This window comes from Actinomadura montaniterrae (assembly GCF_008923365.1).
Classification (GTDB): Bacteria; Actinomycetota; Actinomycetes; order Streptosporangiales; family Streptosporangiaceae; genus Spirillospora; species Spirillospora montaniterrae.
In genome coordinates this window covers 258,453-282,741 of sequence record NZ_WBMR01000001.1, presented here as the reverse complement: position 1 = coordinate 282,741, position 24,289 = coordinate 258,453, and the positions used below count along the sequence as shown (strand labels likewise).

The 24,289-nt window shown below is 67.7% G+C and carries 28 protein-coding genes and 1 pseudogene; 10 read left to right on the top strand and 19 right to left on the bottom strand.

Going from position 1 to position 24,289, the window contains the following annotated elements; translation table 11 throughout:
* From F9B16_RS01345 to F9B16_RS50585, 12 genes are all read right to left on the bottom strand, one after another.
* Positions 1-339 (bottom strand): hypothetical protein (locus tag F9B16_RS01345; protein ID WP_192808549.1); only part of this gene is annotated, 339 nt, incomplete at its 3' end.
* Between the two features lie 147 nt (positions 340-486).
* Positions 487-2,685, bottom strand: a complete 2,199-nt coding sequence (locus tag F9B16_RS01340; protein ID WP_151537922.1) for a cell division protein FtsK — start codon at positions 2,683-2,685, stop codon at positions 487-489.
* Positions 2,682-3,833, bottom strand: a complete 1,152-nt coding sequence (locus F9B16_RS01335; protein ID WP_151537921.1) for a hypothetical protein — start codon at positions 3,831-3,833, stop codon at positions 2,682-2,684. The genes F9B16_RS01340 and F9B16_RS01335 overlap by 4 nt, the downstream gene beginning before the upstream one ends.
* Positions 3,830-4,072 (bottom strand): hypothetical protein, encoded by a 243-nt coding sequence (locus tag F9B16_RS01330; protein ID WP_151537920.1) that lies wholly within the window; start codon positions 4,070-4,072, stop codon positions 3,830-3,832. The genes F9B16_RS01335 and F9B16_RS01330 overlap by 4 nt, the downstream gene beginning before the upstream one ends.
* 2 nt (positions 4,073-4,074) lie before the next feature.
* On the bottom strand, positions 4,075-4,980 hold the full coding sequence (locus F9B16_RS01325) for a hypothetical protein (RefSeq protein WP_151537919.1): 906 nt from the start codon (positions 4,978-4,980) through the stop codon (positions 4,075-4,077).
* Positions 4,977-5,387 (bottom strand): RRQRL motif-containing zinc-binding protein, encoded by a 411-nt coding sequence (locus tag F9B16_RS01320; RefSeq protein ID WP_151537918.1) that lies wholly within the window; start codon positions 5,385-5,387, stop codon positions 4,977-4,979. Before F9B16_RS01320 ends, F9B16_RS01325 begins: the two co-directional genes overlap by 4 nt.
* Positions 5,384-5,656: a hypothetical protein gene (locus F9B16_RS01315; protein WP_151537917.1), complete on the bottom strand. Its 273-nt coding sequence runs from the start codon at positions 5,654-5,656 to the stop codon at positions 5,384-5,386. The genes F9B16_RS01320 and F9B16_RS01315 overlap by 4 nt, the downstream gene beginning before the upstream one ends.
* Positions 5,657-5,744: 88 nt before the next feature.
* Complete coding sequence (locus F9B16_RS01310) at positions 5,745-6,206, bottom strand: hypothetical protein (protein ID WP_151537916.1); 462 nt, start codon at positions 6,204-6,206, stop codon at positions 5,745-5,747.
* A gap of 93 nt (positions 6,207-6,299) precedes the next feature.
* The gene (locus F9B16_RS50590; RefSeq protein WP_192808548.1) at positions 6,300-6,455 is read right to left on the bottom strand and encodes a hypothetical protein; all 156 of its coding nucleotides are present in this window, start codon (positions 6,453-6,455) and stop codon (positions 6,300-6,302) included.
* 392 nt (positions 6,456-6,847) lie between these two features.
* Positions 6,848-7,525: an NUDIX domain-containing protein gene (locus F9B16_RS01305; protein ID WP_225991235.1), complete on the bottom strand. Its 678-nt coding sequence runs from the start codon at positions 7,523-7,525 to the stop codon at positions 6,848-6,850.
* 1 nt (position 7,526) lies between these two features.
* Complete coding sequence (locus tag F9B16_RS01300; protein ID WP_151537915.1) at positions 7,527-7,967, bottom strand: WhiB family transcriptional regulator; 441 nt, start codon at positions 7,965-7,967, stop codon at positions 7,527-7,529.
* Between the two features lie 6 nt (positions 7,968-7,973).
* Complete coding sequence (locus F9B16_RS50585; RefSeq protein ID WP_192808547.1) at positions 7,974-8,120, bottom strand: hypothetical protein; 147 nt, start codon at positions 8,118-8,120, stop codon at positions 7,974-7,976.
* Between the two features lie 117 nt (positions 8,121-8,237).
* Here F9B16_RS50585 and F9B16_RS53980 point away from each other — a divergent pair, with 117 nt between their 5' ends.
* Together F9B16_RS53980 and F9B16_RS01290 are read left to right on the top strand one after the other, a co-directional pair.
* Positions 8,238-8,621 carry a GntR family transcriptional regulator gene (locus F9B16_RS53980; RefSeq protein ID WP_151537914.1) on the top strand — a complete coding sequence of 128 codons (384 nt, stop codon included), beginning with the start codon at positions 8,238-8,240 and terminating at the stop codon, positions 8,619-8,621.
* 173 nt (positions 8,622-8,794) lie between these two features.
* Positions 8,795-10,156 (top strand): tetratricopeptide repeat protein, encoded by a 1,362-nt coding sequence (locus F9B16_RS01290; protein ID WP_225991234.1) that lies wholly within the window; start codon positions 8,795-8,797, stop codon positions 10,154-10,156.
* 3 nt (positions 10,157-10,159) lie between these two features.
* On the opposite strand, the gene F9B16_RS01285 is transcribed toward F9B16_RS01290, so the two are convergent.
* Together F9B16_RS01285 and F9B16_RS01280 are read right to left on the bottom strand one after the other, a co-directional pair.
* Positions 10,160-11,089, bottom strand: coding sequence for a phosphotransferase family protein (locus F9B16_RS01285; RefSeq protein ID WP_225991233.1), 930 nt, complete (start codon positions 11,087-11,089; stop codon positions 10,160-10,162).
* 233 nt (positions 11,090-11,322) lie between these two features.
* A complete protein-coding gene (locus F9B16_RS01280) occupies positions 11,323-12,711 on the bottom strand; it encodes a pentapeptide repeat-containing protein (protein WP_151537912.1) in 1,389 nt (462 codons plus the stop codon).
* A gap of 438 nt (positions 12,712-13,149) precedes the next feature.
* On the opposite strand from F9B16_RS01280, the gene F9B16_RS01275 reads away from it, so the two are divergent.
* The 3 genes from F9B16_RS01275 to F9B16_RS01265 all read left to right on the top strand — a co-directional run bounded on the left by F9B16_RS01275 (position 13,150) and on the right by F9B16_RS01265 (position 16,668).
* Positions 13,150-13,908, top strand: a complete 759-nt coding sequence (locus F9B16_RS01275) for a restriction endonuclease (RefSeq protein ID WP_151537911.1) — start codon at positions 13,150-13,152, stop codon at positions 13,906-13,908.
* A gap of 166 nt (positions 13,909-14,074) precedes the next feature.
* Positions 14,075-14,575 (top strand): chromosome partitioning protein, encoded by a 501-nt coding sequence (locus F9B16_RS01270; RefSeq protein ID WP_151537910.1) that lies wholly within the window; start codon positions 14,075-14,077, stop codon positions 14,573-14,575.
* A 53-nt stretch (positions 14,576-14,628) separates the two neighbouring features.
* Complete coding sequence (locus F9B16_RS01265; protein WP_318839209.1) at positions 14,629-16,668, top strand: tetratricopeptide repeat protein; 2,040 nt, start codon at positions 14,629-14,631, stop codon at positions 16,666-16,668.
* A gap of 910 nt (positions 16,669-17,578) precedes the next feature.
* Here F9B16_RS01265 and F9B16_RS01260 read toward each other — a convergent pair.
* Genes F9B16_RS01260 through F9B16_RS01250 form a run of 3 tightly spaced genes read right to left on the bottom strand, consistent with a single transcriptional unit; the run spans position 17,579 to position 20,018 of the window.
* The gene (locus F9B16_RS01260) at positions 17,579-18,376 is read right to left on the bottom strand and encodes an SDR family NAD(P)-dependent oxidoreductase (protein WP_151537908.1); all 798 of its coding nucleotides are present in this window, start codon (positions 18,374-18,376) and stop codon (positions 17,579-17,581) included.
* Positions 18,373-19,443, bottom strand: coding sequence for a saccharopine dehydrogenase family protein (locus F9B16_RS01255; protein ID WP_225991232.1), 1,071 nt, complete (start codon positions 19,441-19,443; stop codon positions 18,373-18,375). Before F9B16_RS01255 ends, F9B16_RS01260 begins: the two co-directional genes overlap by 4 nt.
* Entirely contained in the window at positions 19,440-20,018 is a 579-nt protein-coding gene (locus F9B16_RS01250) for a hypothetical protein (RefSeq protein ID WP_151537907.1), read from the bottom strand. The genes F9B16_RS01255 and F9B16_RS01250 overlap by 4 nt, the downstream gene beginning before the upstream one ends.
* A gap of 79 nt (positions 20,019-20,097) precedes the next feature.
* Here F9B16_RS01250 and F9B16_RS01245 point away from each other — a divergent pair, with 79 nt between their 5' ends.
* From F9B16_RS01245 to F9B16_RS01235, 5 genes and pseudogenes are all read left to right on the top strand, one after another.
* Complete coding sequence (locus F9B16_RS01245) at positions 20,098-20,655, top strand: TetR/AcrR family transcriptional regulator (RefSeq protein ID WP_151537906.1); 558 nt, start codon at positions 20,098-20,100, stop codon at positions 20,653-20,655.
* Between the two features lie 222 nt (positions 20,656-20,877).
* Positions 20,878-21,051: pseudogene (locus tag F9B16_RS53475) on the top strand (hypothetical protein); the annotation flags it as partial.
* A gap of 16 nt (positions 21,052-21,067) precedes the next feature.
* Positions 21,068-21,310: a recombinase family protein gene (locus tag F9B16_RS53830; RefSeq protein ID WP_318839208.1), complete on the top strand. Its 243-nt coding sequence runs from the start codon at positions 21,068-21,070 to the stop codon at positions 21,308-21,310.
* Positions 21,311-21,392: 82 nt separating this feature from the next.
* A complete protein-coding gene (locus F9B16_RS50575) occupies positions 21,393-21,539 on the top strand; it encodes a helix-turn-helix domain-containing protein (RefSeq protein WP_192808553.1) in 147 nt (48 codons plus the stop codon).
* A 7-nt stretch (positions 21,540-21,546) separates the two neighbouring features.
* A complete protein-coding gene (locus F9B16_RS01235; protein WP_151537905.1) occupies positions 21,547-21,855 on the top strand; it encodes a hypothetical protein in 309 nt (102 codons plus the stop codon).
* 316 nt (positions 21,856-22,171) lie between these two features.
* Here the strand turns inward: F9B16_RS01235 and F9B16_RS01230 are convergent, their stop codons facing one another.
* Entirely contained in the window at positions 22,172-23,278 is a 1,107-nt protein-coding gene (locus F9B16_RS01230) for a saccharopine dehydrogenase family protein (protein ID WP_151537904.1), read from the bottom strand.
* A gap of 103 nt (positions 23,279-23,381) precedes the next feature.
* Complete coding sequence (locus F9B16_RS01225; RefSeq protein WP_151537903.1) at positions 23,382-24,092, bottom strand: type 1 glutamine amidotransferase domain-containing protein; 711 nt, start codon at positions 24,090-24,092, stop codon at positions 23,382-23,384.
* Between the last annotated feature and the right edge of the window lie 197 nt (positions 24,093-24,289).

The following is a 24,289-nucleotide window of genomic DNA, read 5'->3' as shown; positions in this document are numbered from 1 at the left end:
TCCCAGCCGGGCGACTGCGACGGGCGGGCCGGCGGGACGTACGGGACGGCGGCGGGGTGCTGCGGCGGCAGGCCCGGCTGCTCGTTCGCCGCCGGCAGCGGCTGCTGCGCGCCCTGCGGCGGCGGCCTTGCGCTTTTTGAAGTCGGTTTGGATGCGGCAGGTGTGCGTCAGCCCGCGGGGCTTGCCGCACGTGCGGCACGTGGCGGTGATCTTCATGCTCGGCTTGAGGCGGGTCTTGCCGGGCTTGCGTTTGCTGTCCATGCGGGTGATGCAGGTGTGCGTCAGTCCGCGGGGCTTGCCGCACCGTCCGCAGTTGAGTACCTGGATCTTGATGCCCATGAGGTCTTCCTGTGGTCGTTGTGGGGGCGGGCGCCGCGACCGCGACCGTGCAGGTCACAGCCGCCGGTCGGGTCGCGGCGGTCGCGCCGACTCGGGTTTGTGCAGGTGAGTGCGGGTCGCGGTGCCGCGACCGGGTCGCGGCGCTACTCAGCCAGCGGCGCCGGTGTCGGCGGCGCGCTGGACGGCGTCCTTACGGCATCCCTTGCGCGGGGTCTTGGCGCCGTTGCGCTTGACGTCCACGCTCGGCACGCCCAGCGCGCGGCACTGCTCGGAGACCGCACCGGCGGTGACGTCGGCCCACCGGTCGCCGATCTGCCCGGCGAGACGCTCGGCGAGTTCGGTCCAGTGCAGCGCCGGGTCGCTCCCGAACACGGCGAGGACGTCGGCGAGGACGTCGCGGTCGGGGGTGCCGGTGTCTTCCCCGGCGGCGTATCCGGCGATGGTCCCGGCGCGCTCGCGCAGGCGGCGGGCGGCCGTCAGGATCTTCTCGGCGTCGCCGTGGTCGGCGAGGTGGGTGCGGACGGTGGGGGTTTCGTCGGCGGCGCCGTAGAGGTAGCCGACGCCCAGGTACGGTTTGCCGACCGGCAGCGCAGAGGCGTCGAAGCCCTCGGAGTAGGCGTCGCCGCCCAGGATGGCGTCGGAGACGTTGCGGTTGCCGCACCGCAGCGCGAACCGCACGGCGTGGTTGTCGCGGTACCGGTTGAACAACCGCTGGACGTCGCCGGCGCCGACGCCGGACGGCTTCTGCGACGACGACAGCAGGATCACGCCCGAGGACGGGCCGACCGCGAGGATGAACGACAGCAACTCGGCGATCTGCTTGTTGTCGTCCTGGTCGGGCAGCTCGAAGTAGTTCTGGAACTCCTCCATGACCAGCATCCAGATGAACAGCCGCTTGGGGTAGCGGCGGCACAGTTCCTCGGTCAGCTTGCCCTCGGGGCACTCCTCCGGGGACAGGGTGGACAGGAAGTCGTTGGTGTCGATGATGTGCCGCTTGATCTCGGACAGGGCGTCGATGAGCTGACGAACCGGGTCGCCGGCGCGACCCGGGACGGTGCCGCGGATGAAGTGGTAGGCGACCATGGCGAACTTGTTCCAGTCCGGGGAGTTCTTGCCATCCACCACGCTCAGGCGCACCGAGGGGTCGAGGGCGGCGTACAGAGCCAGCAGCCGGGCGGAGAAGGTCTTGCCCTTGCGGGGCTGCGCACCGATCAGGATCGAGATCCACAGCAGGGTCAGGGTGACCTTGCGGCTGTGCTCGTCCAGCCCGAACGGCGCCGGGCGCCAGATGTTGCGGGGCTTGCAGTCCAGCAGCGGCGTCTTGCCCGCCGGGACGGCGAGCGGGTCACGGTCGGTCACGGTCAGGGTGTGGCGGCGGTGGCTCGTCGGGTCGTGCGTCAGGTACACCTGCGACGGCGCCACATCGAGACCGGACGCCAGTTCCTTCTTGGCCTTGACCACGTCATCGAAACCGGTGCCGTGCGGCAGCACGACCTTGACCTGCGACCCCTGCCCCTCCTTGGTGCGGGACATGGTGGTCTCGAAGGTGACCTGCTGGTTCGGCTTGTCGGGGTGGCCGAGACCGGCGGCGTAGTAGGCGCGCAGCACCACATCGTGGTTCAGCAGCCGGAACCGCGGCACCGTCACCGCCGGAACGATGATCGGGTGATCCTCCGGGCGGCCGAGGTGGGCCAGCCACGGCACCACCACGCCCGCCACGGCCAGCCATCCCCACCACGGCGCCAGCTTGACCAGCAGAAGCAGCGCGGCGAGCACCGCGAACGCCTGACCGGCCAGGATCGTGCCGCGGACGCGGCGGGTGTCCTTGACCTCGCGGTGCAGCTTGTACCACTCGCGCGAATCCCCGGACGCGATGGCCAGCGACCGCAAATAGTCCTGCTCACTGACCCACCACCACTTGAGCTGCCGGTCGATCAGCCGCCACAGCCCGACCGTCCCCCACAGCACCGCCAGCAGGGCGTAGCGGGGCGCGCGGACGCCGTGGAACGCAGCGCGGTGAGCCAAGCGGCGGGCGTGGCGGCCGATCGCCTCGCCGACCCCGGCGGCGCTGCGCAGGTTCTCCGGGATGACCGGGTAGGCGTCGCCGTCCGGGTCGTCCAGCAGGTACCCGATCCCGTCGTCCACCGGCTCGGGCTCGGCGTCCGGCTCGGGGTCGAACTGCACCTCGAAGGAGGTGTCGATGTCGGCCGCGGAGGCAGCGTCGCGGACGGGCGCATCGGAGCCGGTCGGGTTGGCGATGATGTCGTCGCCGGCCGAGCCGAACGGGGCCGGGCGAAGCGGGATCACCTCGGCGTCCGCGGTGGGGTTGGTGGTCGGGTCGCTCATCGCGTCTCATCTCCCTTCGCGGGGTCGGCGGTGATCTGGGCGTAGAGGCGCTGGCCGGTGCGCGGGGTGACCTTCAAGCGGCGGCCGAGTTCGGCGCCGCTCATGGTCGGGTCGGCGGCCAGCAGCGCGCGGGCCTTGTCGGCGGTCGTCGTCGCGCCGCTGGTGCGACGACGGGGCCGCGCGCGTCGCGGCTTGCTGTCGCGCAGGGTCTCGCGGTCGGCGTCGGGGGTGGTGTCGCCCGTGCGGTCGCGGTTGCTGTCACCCGTGGCGTCGCCCTCGCCGTCGCGTCCGGCGTCGCCCACGCTGTCGCTTTCGGTGTCGCCCACGCTGTCGCTTTCGGTGTCGCCCACGCTGTCGCTTTCGGTGTCGCGCGGCGCGGGCAGCGCGGGCAACTCCGGACGCGACGGCAGGGCGCGACGACCGGGCGCCACCGGGGCTTCGTCCAGCACCCACGCGCGGAACCCGCGCACCGTGCTGGACGGCGCCATGCCGAACCGCAGCGCCCACAGCGCCAGCCCTCGGGCGGCGGCGAGCGGCGAGCCTTCCTCGGCGCCGTCGCGACCGGACAGGGCGCGCTGGCGGACCACGGCAATGAGCCGGTCGGACGCGGCGGCGTACAGCGCGGCGGGCAGCACCCACGCGGCCACCGACTTGGCCGAGCTGGGGTCGGCCGACAGCGCGTTCATGAACAGGGACCCCAGAACGCACGCCAGGTTCAGCGCCCGCTCGGCGACCGCCGACCGGCCGAGCCGGGCCTGTGCCAGGGCCAGCAGCGCGAAGATGACCGCGGCGGCGTCCAGCCCGAGCGCCTCCAACGTGGACGCGGCGTGCTCGTGCTTCTGCGCGTGGACGAACGAGTACTGCGCCCGGTAGGACACGTAGCCCTGCGCGGTCGCCAGGATGAGAAGCAGGACGCTCGCGACGGCCAGCAGCCAGCCACCGGCGCGGTCGCCGGTTCCCTCGGCCGAGGTACCGGTGTCGACACCGGTACGGCGGCGGGCCAGCCATCCCGGCAGGTACCGCAGGTTGAACACCTGCACCGGCCGCCCGTACCGGTCGCGGTCGGTCGGAGCGTCGGGGTCCGGGCCGAACCCGCTGATGTGGTCGTGACCGTTGACGGTGTCCGGCGGGTCGTAGGTCGTGGTCATCGCCGGTTCCTCCCTTCGTGGTCGTCGGCGGCGCGGGCCGGGTTGGGCAGCGGGCCGGGGTGGTATTCGGTTTCGAGGTCGGCGGCCATCACCGACCGTCCGCACGGCTCGCAGCGGAACCGGACCGGCCCGCCGTCCAGCCGGGCGCCGCAGGACGGGCAGCGCTTGCCCGCGCCGATGCGTGGCCGGGCATCGGCCGGGTCAGTGACGCTCTGGGCGGTCGTGGGCTGGGCGGTCATGGTCACAGCCCCCTTTCGGCGCGGTGCTGGGCGGCGATCCGGTTGATGGTCCGGACGCTGAGCCTCATGCGGGCGGCGATCTGTCGGCGGGTCAGCCCGGCGTCGGCCAGCTCGGCGAACGCGGCGAGCCGGGTGCGGGTGACACCGGCCGGGGTCCGGGCGGTGCCCTTGCTGGCGCGCAGTTCGGTGCGCCACAGCCGGGACGGGGTCTCGCCCTCGTGCCACAGGGTCAGGAACCGGCGGCGGGCGCGGGCCAGTTGCGTGGCGAACCCCTGGTAGCTGAGGCCCAGCGCGTCCGCGGCGGCCTGGTGGGTGCCGTGCGCGGCCAGGGCTTGCACCGCGGCGCGCTCGCCGGGCGCCAGCTGCGGCCAGATTTGCCACAGCGCCATCCGGTCCACCGCGCCCGGTTCGGGGCTGGGGGTCGGCCGGATCACCGTGTCCCAGTAGACGGCGTGCCGGGGCGCCGGCGCGTAGGTGCGCTGCTGGACGCCGTGGTGGTGCAGTTCGGTGCGGTGGTGGCGGGCGATGGCCTTCTGCCCGGTGGTGATCAGGTCGGACGGGTCGGGCCGGTCGGCGGCGGTGTAGAGGTGCTCGGCGATCGCAGACCACGCCAGCTCGAAGCGGTCCCGCGGGTCGATCGTCACGCCGAACACCCGCCGGGTGGCGTACTTGGCGAGCCGGTCCAGGTCGGCCAGGTTGTAGCCGTGCCGCACCGTGTGAACGTCGGCCACCGGCGCGGCCGGAGTGTCCGGGTGCGGGGTGTCGTGGTGCTGGTTGTCGGCGTGCGGGGCGTCGTTGGGGCCCGTGATCAGTTGGGTGGTGCGGTCCTCGGCGGCGTGCTGGTTGGTGGCCGTGGCGCCGAGGGACGCGGACAGGGACGGGTGCGGGTTGAGGGTCAGGGCGGTCATGCTGCGGTCACCTCCGTGCCGGTGGGCATGCCGGTGTCGTCGGCGCAGTCCAGGCAGGTGCCGAGGTGGCGGGGCAGGACGTATCCGGCGTCGCGTCCGCAGTCGGGGCAGCGGCGGCGGGCGGCCAGTGCCTTGCCGAGGGCGACGCGCTGGCGCTCGGTCGGGGTGCGCTTGGGCAGGGCCAGGCGGACGTCGTACAGGTAGGCGGCGCGGACCCCGCAGCGGTAGCGGCGCGAGTTCCACAGCACCTGTCCGGCGACATCCTGACCGCCGGGCCGGAGGCTCTCGGCGGCGAGCTGGCGGCGGGTCCGCAGGTGCGGCGGCGCCATCCGCCACGACCACGTCGGGATGCCGAACCGGGCGCCGGCCGGGTCGAAGAACCGGGCGGAGCTACGGCGCCGGCTCATGACGCCACACCTCCCGCGCGGCTGACCGCGAACGCGGCGCGCTGGACGGTGACCAGGCACCAGCCACCGTCACGCAAGGACCGGTAGGCCATCCGGCCGGCGACCACCGTGAGCACGGCGGTCACCACGGCGGTGACGGCGAGCGTCGGCACCGGGTGGGCGGTCACCAGCACGGCGCCGGCGGCGGCGAGGCGGACCGGGGACAGGCACAGCCAGCACAGCCCGGCCAAACCGGCGAGCACGGCCAGGACCAACAGCAGGGCGGTCATCAGATCACTCCCAGCTCGGTCAGCGCGACGGCCAGGAAGTTGCCCACCAGCAGCCACCACGCGGCGAACCGGATCCACTCGCGCGCGCTCATGCCCACCCCTCGCCGTCGTCGGTGCCGGAGTCGTCGTCGGGGTCGGCGGGGATGCGGATGCCGAGGGGGGACAGCGCGTTGTGGGCGTCGGCGAGCGCGGTCTGGAACATCGACGCGGCGCGGTTGCACCACTGCAGCGCCTCCACCGCCCTGGCCACCGCGGCGGCCGGGTCGGTGGGGAACGGGCCGTGCGAGACGGTGACCTCGCGGGTCGCGGCGATGACGGTCAGCCGGTCCTCCAGATGGCGGAACAGCTGGTCCGTCCCGGCCGCCGCGGTGCGCAGGTGGCCCGCGATGTCGTAGAGAGTGGACGGGTAGGGGGCGCCCGCCGCGGCGTTGTGCGGCAGGGTCGCGTAGTTCAGCACGCGGACCGCTTCGGCGATCGCGCCGGCCACGGCGAGGGTGTAGTCACCGCAATGACCCCCAGCCGGGCTCGGCTCCAAGGTGATCGGGTCCATTCGGGCTTCCTCCAACAGGTGGATTGAGGGGACGGGTTCTGGCGGCGGGTGAGACGGCCCCCAGGGGTTGCCGGGGGCCGCCCGGACGCGTCGTCAGCGGCCCTCGTACTCGCGGGCCTTGGCCTCGGCCTGCTCGGCGGCGGCGGTACGGCCGACCGCGCGCAGCGTCTTGGCGTCCTGGCGCCAGACCTTGGCCATTCGGCGCCTCTCGGCCCGCTGGTAGGCCCTGGCGTCCCTCTTCAGCGACATGGTTCAGTTCCCTTTTCGGATTGGGTGGGGTCTGGGTTGGATGGGGTCAGCTCTTGCAGCACCGCGCGGCGTCGGCGGGGGTGTCGTAGGCGGTGCCGCAGGTCGGGCACTCGTTCCAGGTGCTCACCGCAGTCACTTCTTCTGGCCGGACTTGGCGTCGTAGGCGTCGCGGACGGACTTGGGCTCACCGTTGGGCCAGGTCGAGGACTTGCCGGTGGTCGGGTTGTCGGCCATCGTGGAGATGCCTTCCTGTGAGGAGGGAAGTCCCGGAGCGTCGTGGCTTGGCGGTTGCTGCGCTCCGGGGCACACACCATGTGGTGCGGGTCCGGCGGATCTCTGCCGTTCCGTGAGCCGCTCCCCTGCGGGGTGGTGGGAAGCGGCCGGACGCAACGTCAGCCCTCCAGGGCCTCGGTGAGCATCGCGACGTGGGCGGGGAACACCTCGCCGTCGAAGTAGGTCGCCAGCGCCTCGGCCAGCTCGGCGTAGGAGTCGGCCGGCACCCATTCCGCGCGGGCGGCGTCGTCGCCGCCGACCACGCGGGGGAACGCGGGGCGGGCCAGCACGCCCAGCGACGCGTGGCACAGCACAGTCACCATCCACGCCTCGTCACTGGCGCGGGGGTCCGGGACGTAGCGGGGCGGGGTCTGCGTCCACCGCGCGCGGACCGTCAAGCCGGTCTCCTCGGCCAGCTCGCGGGCGGCGGCCTGTGCCGGGGTCTCGCCGGGGTCGACATGCCCGCCGGGGATGGCCCACCCGTGCCCGTCCGTGCGTTCCACCATCACGATCCAGCGGCGCCCGTCCCAGTAGTCGGTCACCGACATCAGCGCGTCGGCGGCGAGCGCTTCGCCCCAGTGGCCCAACTCGTTGCGGCCGTAGCGCACCGCGGTCTTCTCGCACGGGTTGACCGGGCGCCTGTCGATCACGGCGAACGAGATCGCCGCGGCGGCCTGCCGCGCCGTCCAGTCGATCCGTGTCGGGTCGTCGATCGGGTCGGCCCATCCGTCGCGGACACCGGCGGTGAGCACGTCGGGGTGGGTGTAGGTACGGGTGGTCATCTCCGGAGTCGTCATGTCAGGCAACCTCTCCCAGGTCAATGGCGGACAGTTCAGAAGCGGACAGGACGCGGGCCTCGCGACGCAGCGCGGCCAGTTCGTGGGGCAGGAGACCGGCCCAGACGCCGTGGGCGGGTGGGATGCGCAGGGCGTAGTCCAGGCACAGGTCCCAGACCGGGCAGGACTCGCACACCTCGCGTGCCACGTCCTGACGGGCGCGCCGGTCGGCGGCCGGCTCGATCACGAACGCGTCCGGACCCATGTGCAGGTCCGGGTCGTGCCGGCAGTCGCCGCGCGCGGCCAGCTCGTTCAGCAGGTCCGCCAGCGGCAGAAAGACCGGGCGAACGGACATGGACACCTCCGGTTTCGGGGACCGTGATCGGTCGGGGTCGCGGACCTCGGCGGCGTACTTGGTGGTCTGTGCGCCGGGCCGCTCGGACGTGGGGCGGGTCGTGGTCATCGCTGATCAGCCCAGCGCGCCGGCGAAGGCCGTGATCGCATGGATCACCTTGTTGACCAGCTCGGCGGCCTTCTCCGGGTTGTTGACGGCGAAGATGATGACTGCCACACCGGCAAGCCACTGCGGGATCTTGCTGGACTGCTGCGGGAACATTTGGTGCTCCTCTGTCGAGCAACCGTCTTAAGACGGTGCATCTGTATTGGGACAGTAAGCCGCGCCCGGGGGGCTGTCAACCCTCCGTCTCAAGACAGTTGGGTTAGTGTGTGAGCTGTGGCGAAGCGGGATGATGACCAGCTACCGAGTCGGCGCCTCGCGGCCTTGCTGCGGGCAGAGATCGGGGAATCGGGCCGGTATGCGGCCGGTGAGCGGCTGCCCTCGTATCGCCAGCTGGCGGTAGAGCATGGAGTCGCGGTGAATACGGCGTCGGCGGCGGTCCAGCTGCTTGCCAATGAGGGGCTTGTTGAGATTCGGGCAGCTAGCGGCGCCTACGTCTGTGTGCCTCCGGCGGATGACGAAACCGAGCGGCGAGACCTCCGGACAGAGCTGGTCAAGCTCCACGAGCGTCTTGGCGAAGCGCGCTCCGAACTCGACACAGCCGAGCAAATCGCTAGAGACCTCCTTAAGCGGCTCCCGCCTGATGAAGGTCCGCATTGATCGACTCCTCGCGCGAACTATCGACGGCGGATCGCCTGCCTGGTTAGCCTTGGACACGCAACTGAGCTTCGCCCCTCCCTGATGGGCTCAACAGGGCGCACGGGGGGGTGCAGATGTGCACTCGGAGACGTGGGATGGCTGCCAGGACCCCGAACGATCGCCTCGCAAGGCTCATGGCAGACGCCGGCTTCGACTCACACAAGGCGTTCGCGCGCGCCGTTCTGGAAGAGTCGCGGCTCGCTGGCGAACCTTTGAGACGGTGCGATCACACCTACGTTGCCCGCTGGCTTGACGGAATGGTCCCTCGCGGCAAGACGCCTTCATTCATTGCATCCGCGCTTGGGAGAAAGCTTCGCCGCACGGTAAGTCCGACGGAATTCGGCATGGCGACAGCCGGTGGTGCCATGTCGCCAGATCTGGGACTGACCTATCCGGAGAGCATCGCCGAAGGTGCCGAGAATATTATTCGACTGTGGCGCGCCGACCTCGATGAATCATCTCTTGTCCTGAAGAGCAAGATAGACCCTAAAGCATGGGGTGAGGCGTCTCTTCGATGGCTCGTCAATCCAGAGGTGATCAACCGGGGCATGTCATCCAGCGGTGCGGGTGTCGGCGAATCTGACGTCAACCGGTTCCGGGTGACCACTGACGTATTCTCGCAGTTGGACAATCGGTACGGAGGCGGCCATGCCCGCCAGGCCCTGGTGCAGTACTTAGCGACTGACGGCGAACGGCTATTGCGGGGCAAGTGCACCGATGTCGTACGTCAAAATCTGCTTAAGGCAGTTGCGGAAGCCACCCTTCTTGCGGCTTGGATGTCGTACGACAGCGGCCTGCACAGCCTCGCGCAGAGATACTTCATTCAAGCACTGAGTCTCGCTCAGGCCGGCGACAACCGGTTACTTGCAGCGAGCATTCTGGATGCGATGAGCCATCAAGCAACGTTCGTCGGACGCTATCGGGAGGCGGTTAATCTCGCACGCGCGGCTAGGACCGGGACGCAAGCGCTGGCGACGCCCACCTTGACCGCTCATTTCCTCGCGATGGAAGCACGCGCGCTCGCCCGGCTCGGCGATGCGCGCGCATGCGATCTAGCCCTATCCGAAGCGGTTACTGCCTTCGAACGGCGCAGGCCAGAGGATGACCCCGAGTGGATCCAGTACTTTGATGACGCGGAACTCTCGGCCGAGTTCGGGCATTGCTTCCGTGACCTCGGCCGGCCAGTAGACGCCTCACGGTATGCCGACCAATGCTTGGGGACCATCGACGATGGCGTCTACCTGCGCAGCGACTTCTTCGCAACCATGGTCCTTGCGGACTCTCATCTCAACGCGGGCGAGTCGGAGCGTGCATGCCTAGTTGCTCTTCAAGCGCTCAAAACGGGCGAGGAACTTCGGTCCGCTCGTTGTGTGAGTTACCTGCGAGAGTTCCGCGAACGGCTTACTGCAGTCGGCAAGAGTTCAACCGTCACGGGCTTTCATGAACAAGCAAGAGAGTCGCGTCTTTGGCGTATAGCTTCGTCGCCGAGCGGCTAGCTATTACCATGGCTTCCAGTCTCGCCTACTGCCGCCGGTCCGGAGAGTCTCAATTCTCTTCGCGGCCTCGGTGGCGGTCTCTTCGTTCTCGTCTGCCTTCTGGGCAAGCCAGGTCACCATCAAGAACTCTCGAATGTCACGCATAACGGGGTACCCCGACCACGTCATGACATCGAAGCCGTAGGTGTTAGCGAATGCTTCGTACTCGCTACGCGTGTGCCAACCAAAGTGCTGATAGTAGAGGGCGGTAAGCACTAGGTCCCATTCTCTGGGGCCCGTAGCGAAGCTGTCCAAGTCCATCAGGGTTGGGATGCCGTTCCGGTCTCGAAGCACGTTCCCGACGCTCGCATCCCCATGAATTACCCCGGTCGGCAACTCGAAATTTAGCTTCAACCACTCATCTTTCAACTCGCCGAGCCGTTGCAGCAAGAATTCTCGACTCTCGGATTTCAGTGCAGCGCTTCGCTTGATCCGCTCGCTTGCTTTGGCGAACGGCTCTAGAGGCGGAAGGTTTAGGTCGGGGGGCGCATCAAGTGAGTGAAGTTTACGGATGACGCCTGCGATCTCATCTGTGGTGGCCCAGTCGTCGGGGCCATCAGTGACCGCCAGCCAGAATGTCACCGGGCGCCCGTCCACTATGACGGGCTGTTTCACGTCGATAGCTCGGACGGCGGGGTAATCCGCAGATTCCAGCCAGCGAGCAACGGCGATAGCGCGCTCTGACTCTTGAGTATCCGTCCCCCTGTGAGAGATGCGCGCAATTACAGAACCGTTCACCCGGTAAACGGCGTTCGACCCTAGCCGCATGAGGTGCGCCCCCTCGGGGGGCAGCCCTACGGCCTGGCATGCTCGCGTCAGGGTCATGGCGGTGTTCTCCGGGGTGAACACGTCCTCGTCCGTGCCTTGGGCCTTGACCCGCTGGGTTCGCCTCACGCTTCCTCCCCATGGGTGTCGCCGACTCTGCCTCTGATCACGTCGGGGCCGCCGCACCCCTACCTACATCTTGCTACCAAGGATTCAAGCACGGAGGGGAGGGAGCGTCGTTCTCACGGTGCGCCGCGGACCGCTACGAGGGGGTGGCTACGGCATCGGGCGTCCGGAGCGGTGCCGTAGGTGATGCCCTGAACTCATTGCCGCCTTGACTTAGCAGCGATTATGAGGCGGCATCACGTGTTAACGATGAGGCCGGTAGCGCCTTCTCCTGGCTCAATTCTCCATCCTGCCGGAAGGGTAGGGGGTGAGCTTAGATCTGCAACAGCAGCGTCCGCAAAATCAACTGCTTGCTTAAAGGTCGCTTTACTGAAGTCTGCATTACCGGAGAACGTTGCACTACGAAAACTGACGTCGCCAGAAAAGATTGCCCCGTCCAGACTGATTTCTGTAGAGAAGGTAGCCAGACTGAAGTCGGCCGCCCTTGAGAAAACCAATTCACCGAACTCGTCGAACCAGCCGCTTGTGGTCTCGTCCAACTCGTGCGCAGGGTCTCGCTTAAACATCGTTGCATTGAATTCGGTATATCCAGAAAAGGTTGATCCTCGAAACGTGGCCCTCTCGGAGGATGTCATCTGGGAGAAGAGGGCTGGTCCCGCGAAGGTCGCGCCATTAAAGCTGAAGCTCTTGGAAAAAGTCACCCCACCAAAGTTCGTGACGTTCGAGAAGGTTGCCCGCTCGAAACTAGTCTGCATAGAAAAGCTTGCCCCACCGAAGTCAGTCTGTCTTGAGAATATCGCCCGCCCAAAATTGGCGCTACCGGCAAAAGTTGCCTCCATAAAGAGTGTAAGGCCGGAAAAAATTGTATCATCAAACCTCGCTTCCCCGGCAAGGTTCAATCCTCTGAAGTCAGTCGTTCCATGGAAAGTCGCTCCACTGAGACGCGCACTGGACAGCGTGCAATTAGAGAGATCAAAGGTGAGAAGAGTTGCACCTGTAAGATCCAGGTCCAATTTGTTCCATGGGACTCTGGCGTCAAATTTTAAATGGTCCAATAGGATACGCTGGGCAGTGAGACGCACCTGACGCTCTTCATTCGGGTTAGGGGTAGTGGTGGGTTGCGCGGCGGGGCGAGCATTACCGCGAACCGCGTGATAGCGCCGGGCCGCCGCGCGTTGCGCGGCTTCGGGATCGGCTTCGCGGGTGGGGTCGAGAGGCGGCGTGTAGGGCATACGCAGATATGCGCAAATAATGTTGACGATCGTCTGCCGATGCGACGGGTCATTGTTAGCTAGACGTTCTAGCGTATAAAGGGCAGTCAGACGAACCGGAGCCTTATCAGATCCGAGTTGCTCGGCGGCAGCGTTATAGAGCTCGGTGACACGGCGCTCGGCAGCATCATAATCCGACAGTGTGGTCGCGATCTCGGCGTGCCGCTGCCGACGAAACGCTAGTAATAGGCCGACTGCAGCGCCCGCTCCAGCGCCGGCGGCCAGGCCAGTGCGTACGGCATCCACACGTACCTTTGCCCGGTCTGTTCCCTCCCTGGCGTGATCGGCAGTGTTCAGCAGCCAGGCGGTGGTCAGCCAGATCGCAGCTCCTGCAGCTGCAGCTGCAGCCAGCATCCAGAACCCCGCGGCTAGCGGCCTCAATTGCGGCCGCTCCCCCCGGCGTATCCTCCACCGCCGTACCGGTTCCAGCACAGGGACCTCCCACCTACTCGGCTTGTTTCGGTCGGCTCCTCGGCCACCCCGCCGTCATTCGGACGCGCGCGCGCTCCGTGTGGTTGCCGTGGTGGATCTCTATCGTCAAGGGACTCTCGAAGACGGGGTGTCACGGAGGTTGCGGACTCCGACCAGGCGCCGCTGACCGGTTCCCGACTTGCACGGGGACCCCCGCACGGGGCCTCTCGACGAGCTATCGCGGGCAGGCAGGTGCCGCCCGTCCGCCGGTCCAGGCTACAAAGCCCCGCCCCCACGTAAGTCCGGAACCGTCCAGTTTCGGCCACGTCAAATGGTCTAAACGACTTCGCCTACAGCCTACCTCTACTAGAATCTGTCTTTATGAACGACCCCAAGGAGCAAGATACTCCAGACGACTTTTCAGTTGACGAATCGTCTAGCCTGAAACAAAGCGAACGCTGGCTTTCTGGTGCACTCGGAACACTCTTCGCTGCCGCAGGCGTAGCGGCAACCTTCTTCACCAAAAATCAGGCTGGCACTACTGCGCTCATTATCGTTAGTGGAATACTTGTGTTTCTGGCGACCACAGGAACACCTATAATACGGGCCAAATATGGCGATAAAGAGATAGAATTTTCAAAGAGGCGGGGGCGAGCGGTAGCTGATGCAGTGAAAGATGAACCCGAAGAAGTTGCAGAACGAGCTGTAAATGCCCTAGAGCAAGTCGATCCAGTTGCGGCAATTGAGGTCATCAAAGCGCGGAGTTCTATGCAGGAACGTGCTCGGGCCTATGAGCTTAGACTTGAAGCCAGCTTGCTTGAGATCATCAGCAATCGACAAATTTGGCTTGCTCGTAGAGTTCAGCACTTTGGTTTCGATTTCCAAGTGGAAAAAAATGGAGAGGTGATCGGAATAGAGGCCAAGTATACACACAATGGCAAAGTTGGAGCTCGCGTCGTCTATGAGGTCTTTGGCGCGGCTCACGCAAACGAAGTTAGTAGAGCCATTATAATCTCCAACGTGGAGCCTACACTTGCAGCCCAAGATGCCGCAGCGAAGAGCAATGTTGTTACCATAGTTCATTGGCGGGGGCCGGGAGATGATGCCGCACTTGCACAAGCACTCGAAATAGAGCCATAAAATTCATGCCTAAAACGATTAGGTAACCAATCGAGCGACGATCGTCCGTCACTGGGTGATCAGGGACTTTGCTAGATGTTCTTCCTGGACAGCGCCTAAGAAATGTGAAGTAGGAATGTTGATCGGTACCTGGCGCGATGCCGGACGGTCGGAAGGGTGCAGTGAGATGACGGGGTTGGAGCTGGCTGCGGCAGGTGCGGCGGCGGCGTGGTTATGGCGCAAGTGGCGCCGGGTAGCAGGGCGCGCAGACGCTGAGGTGGATGCGGCATTGGATGCGGGGATGGATCGGCTACATGAGGTCGTGGCTGTCAAGCTAGGCCCTGATACGGCGCTGATGAAGCTGCAGCAGGAGGCACGGGAAGGTGAGGCGGATGAGCCTCCGCCAGTGACGTTGGAGCGGGTGCGGCTGGCCATTGCCGATGCTGCCGCCGACGACGCCGACTTTGGGGCCGCCGTAGATGATGCCGTGGCCAGCCTTGAGGAGGCGGCGAGAGTCTCGTGTAAGGCATCGGCCGGGGATCACGGGCTGGCGGCCGGTGGGAACGTGCGGGTGTCTGCAGATCGCAACAGTTTGGCAGGCGGGGTGGTGGATATCGATGGAGCAGTGTCGCTGGGGACACCGCCGGTTCCACCAAACCCTCAGTTGCCAGGTCCAGAGCGGGACTGACTGCACCTGGCGAGGTATCGACTGGTCCATGCTTGACGGCGGCGCACGCGATAGTGGCCGACCGTGGTTCAACCGCGATCGGCGCGTTTCATCCGTCGCAGCGGGAGGTGGCGACACGGCCAGTGCGGCTGTCGCCGCGGCCAGTTCATTTGGCTGGGCGAGAAGATCTACTAGCTGCTGTACGCCATCGTCTGCGCCACGGTCCCGGTGTCCGCGTGGTGGCGTTGCACGGGCTGGGCGGGGCCGGCAAGACAAGTGTCGCGGTGGAGTACGCGCACCGGCATCAGCATGAGTACGGGCTGGTGTGGCAGGTGGAGGCCGAGGAACCGGCAACCCTCACCGCGCAATTCGCCCAGTTGGCAGCGCTGCTGGGCGCGCGGCAGATAGCGGATGCGGCCGACCCGGTCCATCAGGTGCATGCGGCGCTGGCGGCTCGTTCGGATCGGTGGCTGCTGCTGTTGGACAATATCCCCAACCAACGGGCTATCCGGGAAGTCCTACCGCCGACCGGGAACGGAGATGTGCTCGCGACCTCTCGTTCGGGACACTGGCCGACCGAGGCAGGAATGCCCGTGCCGGTCCTGCGGCAAGGCGACGCGGCCGGGTTCTTGCTAGCGCGAACCGAGCAGACCGATCGGGCGGCAGCGCAGGAACTAGCCCAGGAACTGGGTGCATTGCCGTTGGCGATGGAACAGGCCGCCGCCTACATCCTAGCCACGGGCAAAACTCTCAGAGCCTACCTGGACTTGCTCGCCCTCCATCGGGTGACGGTCCTTTCACACGGCGACCCTCAAGGTTATGACGCACGTGTTGCTTCGACCTGGTCTGTCGCCTTCGACAGGCTGGAGCAGACCACCCCCACGGCAATCGCACTGCTGCGGCTGCTGGCCTGCTACGCGCCGGACGCCATCCCTCTCAACCTGCTCTTTCCCACCGAGCACGCTAGCCTCGCTGCTCCCGCCGGACAGGGCGGCCTTGATGCTGAGGAAGCGACGGTAGCAACGCAGACGGCTGCGCTTTGTCGCCCATTGGCGCTTGACGAAGCGGTAGTCGCGCTGGGCAATTACTCACTCATCAGCCCGCCGGTCGACGGAACTGTGTCGGTGCACCGGCTGGTGCAGGCGGTCACCTTGGACGCCCTCACCCCGACTGCCCGAGCGGCCTGGCGCAACACCGCCGCTACCCATCTGGAGCAGGCCTTTCCCGATGACCCCACGGCCAGACCGCACTGGGCGGCCTGCGCGGCGCTACTCCCCCATGCCCGTGCGGTCTTGCCACCAGACTCGCGCGGATTCCTGGCCGTCCTGGACTATCTGTGCGCTAGCGGGGACTATCGCACTGCTGTCTCACTTCATCATGCCCGCCACCGACACCGCGTCGCCACTCTCGGTCCTGACCACCCCCAGACGCTTATCGCCCACACCAACCTCGTCTTCTGGACCGGGGAGGCGGGAGACGTGGTCGCGGCTCGCGATGAGTTCGCCGCGCTGCTACCCCAGCACGAGCGCGCATTCGGGACCGACCACTCCAACACGCTCACCGCTCGCGCCAACCTCGCCCGCTTCACTGGGCTAGCAGGAGATCCGAGCGCGGCCTGCGACCAGTACGCCGCGCTGCTACCCCACTACGAGCGCGCATTCGGGGTCGCCCACCCCGACACGCTCACCGCTCGCGCCAACCTCGCCTTCTTGACCGGGAAAGCAGGGGATGCGATCGCGGCCCGTGATGAATTCGCCGCGCTGCTACCCCACTACGAGCGCGCATTCGGGGTCGCCCACCCCGAAACGCTCACCATACGCGCCCACCTCGGACAATTCACCATGAAGGCGGGAGATTTGAGCGCAGCCCGCGACCAGTACGCCGCGCTGCTACAGGACCGGGAGCGCGTGTCCGGGCCCGACCACCCCCAGACGCTCACCGCTCGCGCCAACCTCGCCTTCTTGACCGGGAAAGCGGGAGATCCGGTCGCAGCCTGTGCCCAGTTCACCGCGCTGCTGCCCGACCTTGAGCGAGTCTACGGGCCCGACCACCCCCACACACTTGGCGCTCGCACTCAACTCGCCCGCTGGAGCAAGCCGGAGCTGGCGAGTTAGCTACATGCCAAGCCAACCGCCCCGACTGCGACAGGCATCCATGAGCACGGAACATAGACAGGCCAGGGGAAATCGACGTTCCAAATCCCCATCTCTGGGTAACCAACTGAGTAACTACGGCACGAGACGTTCTTGGACTTCGATGGACTGTCGTGTACCAGCCACGTGTGCCAGTGTCGGCCTCGAGAATGGTCCAGAACGGTCTAAAATGCCTGGGGGTCAAGGGGTCGTGGGTTCAAATCCCGCCGTCCCGACAGAGAAGTACCAGCTCAGAGGCCGTTTCCTCCACACGGAGGACCGGCCTCTTGATCGTTTGCTAGCCGTTCGTTAGTGAACCCAGCCGCCCCACGCGGCACTCACCCGGTTCACACAGGACAAGGAAGACCGGTCTCCACCCGCTCCGGCACACCGGATGTTCACACGTCCCGCCACCCGCCTGCCCGCCCCTCGGCAAGCCGGGATCAACCGATCCCCCGATGACCAGTACAGGCCGCCCCAGCCGATCGGCACCGCAAGGTCATCTCACGGCGGCCGGGCCCCCTCCACGGAACCGTTCGTCCGCCGCCACATCAACGTGACCGGCACCTGCTCCTTCAGCCGGCCCGACCTCGGTCCCACCGGCGTCCGCGCGCTCCGCGACACCGACCAGCCCGACTGGAATGAAGATCAGTCATAGTGCTTGCCACTGGATCCGCCGCAGGTCGCCGGAAGGCAAGGGCGCCGGTCTTTCCACGGATCCGGCGGTGGAGTGGACGGCGTCCGCCTCGTCCCCGTCGTCCGATGCCGCCAGGCCGCCGCTCGCCTTGAACCCATCCTCCTCGGGGTGTCTGAGAGGTCCCCGATGGGCTCCGGGGTGTGGTCGGGCTTCGCGGCGGGCCGCGTCGGCGGCCGATGAACGGAGGTAAGGGGTTCAGCTGTTCTTGAAGGGGTTGAGGGTCTTGCCGGCGAGGTAGGCCAGGCGGATGGGCAGGGGTTTCATGGCGGCGGCGGAGATCTTGTTGACGAGTCCGGGGACGCACACGGGTTTGCCGTTCTGGACGGCTTTCCAGCCTGCGGCCACGACGGCTTCGGGTTGCTGCCACAGGATGCCGGGGAGGTGGTTGGCTTTGTCGCGAGTGCCCATGACGTCGTGGAATTCGGTGTGGGTGAAGCCGGGACACAGGGCGGTGACGTGGATGCCGTGCGGCTTGAGCTCCATGTCGAGGGCTTGTGAGGTGTTGAGGACATAGGACTTGATGCCGGTGTAGAGCAGGCTGGCTGCGGGCGGGGCGAACGCGGCGACGGAGGACAGGTTGACGATGCGGCCCCAGCGGCGTTCCTTCATGCCGGGAATGACGTGGTGGGCGAGTTCGGTCTGGGCGGTCACCATCAGCTGGATCTCTCCGGCGAGAGTGTCCCAGGGGGTGTCGGCGAACGCGGTCTTGCCCGACAATCCGGCGTTGTTGATCAGGACGTCAATGTGCAGGCCCTGCTCGTCAGCATGTCGCAGGATCACTGCGGGGGAGGCGGGGTCGGTGAGGTCGGCGGCGAAGACCTCACATCGGACCTTGTGCTGTTCGGTGAGCTGGGCGGCGAGTTCACGCATGCGGTCGGCGCGGCGGGCGACCAGCAGGAGCTGGTAGCCGCGGGCGGCCAGGTGGCGGGCGAAAGTCGCGCCGATGCCTGCGGAGGCGCCGGTGATGAGCGCGGAGCGGGGGGCGGTGGTCACGTCAGGGTTCCTTCGGTCGGGCTGATGGTGAGGGGGCCGCTGCCGGGGAGCCGGGTGATGAGGTCGGCGCCGAACAGGGTCGCGGGCGTGTGCGCGCCGAGGCGGGGGGCGGTGGCGGCGAGGAGGTCGGTGACGGCGGTGAGGGCGCCGTCGATGGTGAGGCGGTAGGGGTTGGCCGTGGTGATGCGGGCGGTGGCCCGCCGGCCGGCCGGGTCGGTGGTCTCGCCCCACACGTGGGCGCTGCTGGTGGCCCGTTGGTTCACGTCAGGGCCTTTCACCGTCTTGTCGATCAGCTTGTGCGCGGCGGCGCGGACGCGGGGACGGGCCAGCAGTCCGGTGAACCGCCTGCTGATCCGGGTGCTGCGGATCAGCGAGGAAGGCATCGGGAGGTACACCTCGATGTTGGGGATCGCGGTGCTGTGGTGGGCGCTGTGGAGGTCGGCGGCGGGAAAGCCGAGCGCGGGTTTGGTGCCGTTGCCGAAGTCGATGCGGGCGGTGCGTCCGCCCAGCCGAGTCGGGATGATCTGGCCGTCGATGCGGACGCGGCCTCCGGCAGCCATCCCGTCCAGGATCGTCTTGGCGGTCCCCGGGGACAGCGCCAGCGGCAGGTCGAACCCGAGCCGCAGGTGGGTGGCCTCGGGCATGGCCCGGTGGAGGGCGGCGGCGAGGCAGTCGGTGGGGATGACGTCGAAACCGACTCCGGGACAGACAACGACACCAGCAGCACGGGCCTGGCCGTCGATCTCGCGGGCGTAGGCGCAGACGTCCATCTCGCCGGTGATGTCGAGATAGTGGGTGCGGGTGCGCACGCACGCGTCGATCATCGGGGGGGGCGCCGTCACCGAGAACGGCCCGGCGCAGTGCAGCACCACGTCGACGCCGGACAGCCGCGCGTCGGCGTCGCACAGGTCGAAGATCCGGTAGTCCAGGCCCAGGTCCTCGGCCAGCGGCTTGACCGCCGTGAGGTTCCGGCCGGCGAGGACCGGTTCCAGGCCCCTCTTGCGCGCCTCCCGGGCGATCAGCTCACCGGCATACCCGTTGGCGCCGTAAAGCAGCCACTTCGTCACCGGGCGGCCTCTTTCGGGCCGGGCAGTTCACGCGGACCCGGGGCGAAACCGCGGCGAGCGCTGCCGATGTCACCGCGGTAGGCGCCGACGGGCCCGGTGAGCAGGAAGGGCAGGGGGATGCGGCGCTGCCGTGCGGTGAATCCCCACGTCCCGATGCCCAGATAGACACCGGGCGCCGCGCGGCGGACCTCGTCGACCATGTTGATCGCCCCGCACATCGAGGCGTAGGCGCGGTAGACCAGCGTGTAGGCGGGACGGCCGTCATAGCGCGACGGTGCGATGAGCGTGTGCATCGCATAGCGCTGCCGGACGCGGCCGAACTGGCGGAAGGTGTTGTAGCCGCGCCCGGTCCGGCCGTCGACGGGCCGGAACGCCTTGCACAGCCACGGCGCCAGCGGATTCGACACCGTGCCGCGCCCGGTTACCGAGGCGACCAGGTTGGGCTGGGCCAGCAGCCGGGCGGTGTACTCCCCGTCCATCTCCTCGATGGACGGGGCGGGCAGCGTGGCGAAGAACGCCAGCAGCCCGGTCGTGTCCAGCCCGAGCAACTCGGCAGCCGCGTGGTCGGTCTCCATGGGGGCCCACCTCACTTCTTGAACGGTCTTCAAGAGAACCTAACGCCTTCTTGAGGGCCGTTCAAGATAGGGTGTGGGGGTGCCCCGGAACCGACGCCCCCAAGACCGCGAGGAGAAACGCGAGGAGATCCTCGCCGCCGCCCAGCGGCTGTTCATCGACGACGGCTACGAGTCGGCGTCCATGGGCCAGATCGCCAAGAGCGCCGGCGTCACCGTCAACACGATCTACTGGTACTTCCGCGACAAGGACGACCTGCTCGTCGCCGTCCTGGACCGCCTGCTGGCCGAAGCCCTCGCCCAGTACACGACCATCGCCGACCGGCCGCTCGGCGACCGACTCCTGTGGGCCCTCGACCAGCTCGAACGGCTGCACGGCCTCGTCAACACCGTCCACACCCGCGCCCCGGCCTCACCCGCCGTCCACGCCTGGCACACCGGCTTCCACCAACTCGCCGACACCCTGGTCGCCGACGACCTCCGCAAAGCCGGCGCCGCCGAAGCCGACCTCCCCGCCATGACCGCGATCGGCACCTTCGTCATCGAAGGCCTCCTCACCCACCGGCCCGACGATGCCGGCAAACGAGCCGTGATCGACCTCCTCGTCCACAGGCTCACCACCGCGCCGACCCGAACCTGACCGGAAGCCATCTCACCGCACCACGCTGGCCGGCATCGCAACGGCGAGCGGCGGCGACGCCTCCACCCTGGGTGGGGTGTCTGAGAATCGTTCGATTCTTCGACACCCCACGCGCAGTCCTCTTCACTGCCCGAGCGCCCCGGAAATCTGTCGGTAAAACGCGTTGAGAACTTCGGGTGTTCAACAACACCGACAGCACCGTTTTTCCTGCACTTTCCAGTTGTGACGACGTTCCCGGGCGATGCCCCGCCTTCCGCGGTGATCCGCCAGGCCGCCGACGATCTTCTCGGCGCCGAGCCCGCGATCCTCACCGGCGCGCTCGTCGGATACGCCCGGGTCTCCACCAAAGACCAGCGACTCGACCGCCAGCCCCTGGCCTTTAAGGCCGCGAGCTGCATCCGGATCTTCGCCGATAAGAAGTCCGGCAAGGACGCCGAGCGCGAAGAACTCGCCAGGCGCTATCTGCCTGCGGCCCGGCGACACCCTGGCCGCTCCCTCGCTGGACCGGCTCGCCCGCTCCCTGCGGGCCCTCATCACGATCGTCGCCGACCTGCGCCGCTGCGGCGTCGGGTTCCGATCCCTGAAAGAGGCCCTCGACATCACCACGCCGGACGGCCGCCTGGTCTTCTACGTGTTCGCCGCCCTCGCGAGTTGATCCGCGAACTCATCATCGAAGGCACCCACGAGGGCCTGGCCGCTGCCAAGGCCCGCGGCGTCCGCCTCGGCCGGCCGCCTCCATAACGCCCGAGCAGATCCGACACGCCCGCGCGCTGCTCACCCAGCCCGACGCGACCGTCTCCCCCATCGCCCGCCTCCTGGGCGCCAGCCGCTCCACCATCTACAAGTACGTGCCCCAGAGGGACAAGGGCGGGTCCCGCGTGTGAGGAGACGATGAACGTCACGTCGCTACTACTGCAGCACCTCTTTCCGGACTGGTCGATCACCCTGGACCGAGAAGGCATCTGGAGAGCGACGTCCGGCCCGGTCCGGATCGCGTGGCCGAGGCCCTGGGCGGTGCTGGTCACCCGCGTCTTCGACGAACCCGACCTGGGCCGCGCCCGGGCGCTGATCGACGATCTGTTCAGTGCCGGAGCGGGCCTGCCGCCCGCCGACTGGCTGATCGCCGCGCACTTCTACTGCAGCCTGGACGGCAGCCAGGTGCTGAACTACGCGCTCTGCACCAGCGCCCAAGACCACTAGGCCGCCATCGAGCATCGGCCGCCCGCCCTGGCCGACGCCCCGGACTGGCAGCGCGCCCAGACCACGCCGGGGCTGCACTCCAACACCTTCCAGCGGTACGGGCCCCGCTGCTCCTGCACCCCTGGCTTCGGAGCCAGGCGGACGGCGCCAAGGCGAGGAGCGGCGTTTGCGCTGTTCCGGCCGCCCCTTGAGAACATCATCCCGCCTGGTCTCGCTTCTTCCATTCGGCGACGACGGCCTCGACGTGTTTGCGGATGTCGTCACTGCGATCGGTGCTGCCGTTAGCAGTGACCGCCGTGCCGCCGCCGGGCGGGGCTCAGACGACGGTGAGTCCCAACTCGGTGCAGGCCCGGCGGAACGTTTCGAGACCGAAGGCCTCGATGGGGCCGACCACTCCCGGGGTGAGGTCGGGGTGGGTGGTGATGTGGTGGGCGGCCCAGGCGATGAGTTCGCCGGTCAGGCTGTAGGGGTTGGATCCCTGGAGGTGGACCTCGGCGAGGGGCCGACTGCCCGGGGCGCCGCTCGAGGCGACAGCGACGACATGGGACGGGATACGGGCGCGCATTTCGGCGTCAGGACCGCCGGAAGGGCCGAGCAGGAGCGGGCGCGAAAGGACGTCGGTCAATCGACGGCCCGCGGGCAGGCGCACGGCGGTGTTGGCGAGACCCGAGATGAGCGAGAGCGGGCGGCTGAGCGCGGGGAACCACCCGTTATAGACCGAGACCTCCTCCAGGCCCGGAAATGCCTCGGGCAGGAACAGCACCTCGGTGCCGGAGACAAGGAATGCGGACTTGCGGCGGCCTCCGACGGTGAAGCCGTGGACGCGGGAGGCGGTGCGCTCCTCGACCAGCCGGTTCCGGTACCAGCGCGGCGAGGGAAGCGTCAGGCCGTCGCGCATGGTGGCGCGGGTGCCGCCGCTGATCCCGCGCCAGAGCGGGCCGCTGGCGAAGTAGCCGATGCGGAGCGCGCGTGCAGCGTCGCCCGCTTCCAGGGCGGCGAGCGTTCCGGCCAGGACGCCGGGGACGTAGTCGTAGCCGAAGGCGGGCAGCATCACCGCGCCCGTGTCACGCGCACGCTCGTGGTGCCGGTCGCGCAGGGTGCGGACGAAACCGACCTCGCCGGTGGAGTCGATGTAGTGGGCGCCGGCGTCGGCGGCGGCCTGCGCGACGGGGTAGCCGAAGCGCTCGAACGGGCCGACGGTGGTGATCAGGACGTCGCCGCGCTGCAGATGCTCCTGCAGGCCGGCGGGCTCGGTGGCGTCCACGATCACGTGGTCGAGCCCGCCTGAACGCTCGGCGAGGGCCGTCACCGCGGCGGCGTTGCGTCCGGCGATGGTCGGTTCCACTCCGCGGCGCAGAAGGGCGGCCAGGACCAGGTCACCGGTGTAGCCGGTGGCGCCGAGCAGGATGATGCGGCCGGTCATGGGCTGTGCTCTCCCTCGGGACGTTCACGCCGACATGGCGGCACGGAATTGCGCGGAAGGACGAAGGGATCAGGCCCCGGCTGGAGCGTGCGGCGGGCGGTGCTCAGCGGGGCTGCGAGGTGAGGTCGTTCACGAGGCGGGCAGCGAGCCGCTCAGAGGAGGCGGGGTTCTGTCCGGTGTACAGGTTGCGGTCGACCACGATGAACGGTCGCAGCGGCAGGCGCGCCTTGACGTAGTCCGCGCCGCTCTCGCGCAAGCGGTCCTCCAGTAGCCAGATGGCCTTGCGGCCGAAGCTGTTGAACTTCTCCTCCAGGTTGGACAGGCCCGTCATCCGGTAGCCGGTGAACGGCCACGATCCGTCCTGGTTCTTGGCTGCGAACGCCGCGGCCGGTGCGTGGCACAGCAGCGCCAGCGGCTTGCCGGAGTGAAGGACGCGGGTCAGCAGTGCGCCCGAGACCGGGTCATAGGCCAGGTCCTCCATAGGGCCGTGCCCGCCGGGGTAGAAGACCACATCGAACTCGTCCGGGTCGATCTCCTCGAGTGTCCTGGGGCTGTCCAGTTCGGTCTGGATCGAGTCCAGGTAGCGTGCCACCTCGCGCAGCTTGGACGGCCTGCCGGCGGTGCGGGACATGCTGAGCCGGTCCAGCGTCGGCGCTTTGCCGCCCGGGGTCGCGATCGTGATCTCCCATCCGGCCTGGGTGAAGATCTTGTGCGGCACCGCCAGTTCCTCACCCCAGTAGCCCGACGGGTGCACCGCTCCGTCCCGCAGCGTCCACCGATCGGCTGCGGACACCACGAAGAGAGCCTTGGTCATCTCCCTGTCTCCCTCCGGTAGCGCCGGCTCCACCGACGATCCGGCTGAGAGGCCAAGAGCCGCGGCTGGACGACCGTCTGCCGATCGTGAAGGTCACGGCCGTGGCGACCGTCATCCGGATACCTCGGCACTCAATGTTTACACCATCCACATTAGGCCGGGGAGTGTGCAGTGTCAACATTGATCCTGGGCGCCGG

Coding starts and splice junctions, on each gene's coding strand:
- F9B16_RS01340 (WP_151537922.1), bottom strand. CDS start 2,685: ATGAGCGACCCGACCACCAACCCCACCGCGGACGCCGAGGTGATCCCG.
- F9B16_RS01335 (WP_151537921.1), bottom strand. CDS start 3,833: ATGACCACGACCTACGACCCGCCGGACACCGTCAACGGTCACGACCAC.
- F9B16_RS01330 (WP_151537920.1), bottom strand. CDS start 4,072: ATGACCGCCCAGCCCACGACCGCCCAGAGCGTCACTGACCCGGCCGAT.
- F9B16_RS01325 (WP_151537919.1), bottom strand. CDS start 4,980: ATGACCGCCCTGACCCTCAACCCGCACCCGTCCCTGTCCGCGTCCCTC.
- F9B16_RS01320 (WP_151537918.1), bottom strand. CDS start 5,387: ATGAGCCGGCGCCGTAGCTCCGCCCGGTTCTTCGACCCGGCCGGCGCC.
- F9B16_RS01315 (WP_151537917.1), bottom strand. CDS start 5,656: ATGACCGCCCTGCTGTTGGTCCTGGCCGTGCTCGCCGGTTTGGCCGGG.
- F9B16_RS01310 (WP_151537916.1), bottom strand. CDS start 6,206: ATGGACCCGATCACCTTGGAGCCGAGCCCGGCTGGGGGTCATTGCGGT.
- F9B16_RS50590 (WP_192808548.1), bottom strand. CDS start 6,455: ATGTCGCTGAAGAGGGACGCCAGGGCCTACCAGCGGGCCGAGAGGCGC.
- F9B16_RS01305 (WP_225991235.1), bottom strand. CDS start 7,525: ATGACGACTCCGGAGATGACCACCCGTACCTACACCCACCCCGACGTG.
- F9B16_RS01300 (WP_151537915.1), bottom strand. CDS start 7,967: ATGACCACGACCCGCCCCACGTCCGAGCGGCCCGGCGCACAGACCACC.
- F9B16_RS50585 (WP_192808547.1), bottom strand. CDS start 8,120: ATGTTCCCGCAGCAGTCCAGCAAGATCCCGCAGTGGCTTGCCGGTGTG.
- F9B16_RS01290 (WP_225991234.1), top strand. CDS start 8,795: ATGGCAGACGCCGGCTTCGACTCACACAAGGCGTTCGCGCGCGCCGTT.
- F9B16_RS01280 (WP_151537912.1), bottom strand. CDS start 12,711: ATGCTGGCTGCAGCTGCAGCTGCAGGAGCTGCGATCTGGCTGACCACC.
- F9B16_RS01275 (WP_151537911.1), top strand. CDS start 13,150: ATGAACGACCCCAAGGAGCAAGATACTCCAGACGACTTTTCAGTTGAC.
- F9B16_RS01270 (WP_151537910.1), top strand. CDS start 14,075: ATGACGGGGTTGGAGCTGGCTGCGGCAGGTGCGGCGGCGGCGTGGTTA.
- F9B16_RS01250 (WP_151537907.1), bottom strand. CDS start 20,018: ATGGAGACCGACCACGCGGCTGCCGAGTTGCTCGGGCTGGACACGACC.
- F9B16_RS01235 (WP_151537905.1), top strand. CDS start 21,547: ATGAACGTCACGTCGCTACTACTGCAGCACCTCTTTCCGGACTGGTCG.
- F9B16_RS01230 (WP_151537904.1), bottom strand. CDS start 23,278: ATGACCGGCCGCATCATCCTGCTCGGCGCCACCGGCTACACCGGTGAC.
- F9B16_RS01225 (WP_151537903.1), bottom strand. CDS start 24,092: ATGACCAAGGCTCTCTTCGTGGTGTCCGCAGCCGATCGGTGGACGCTG.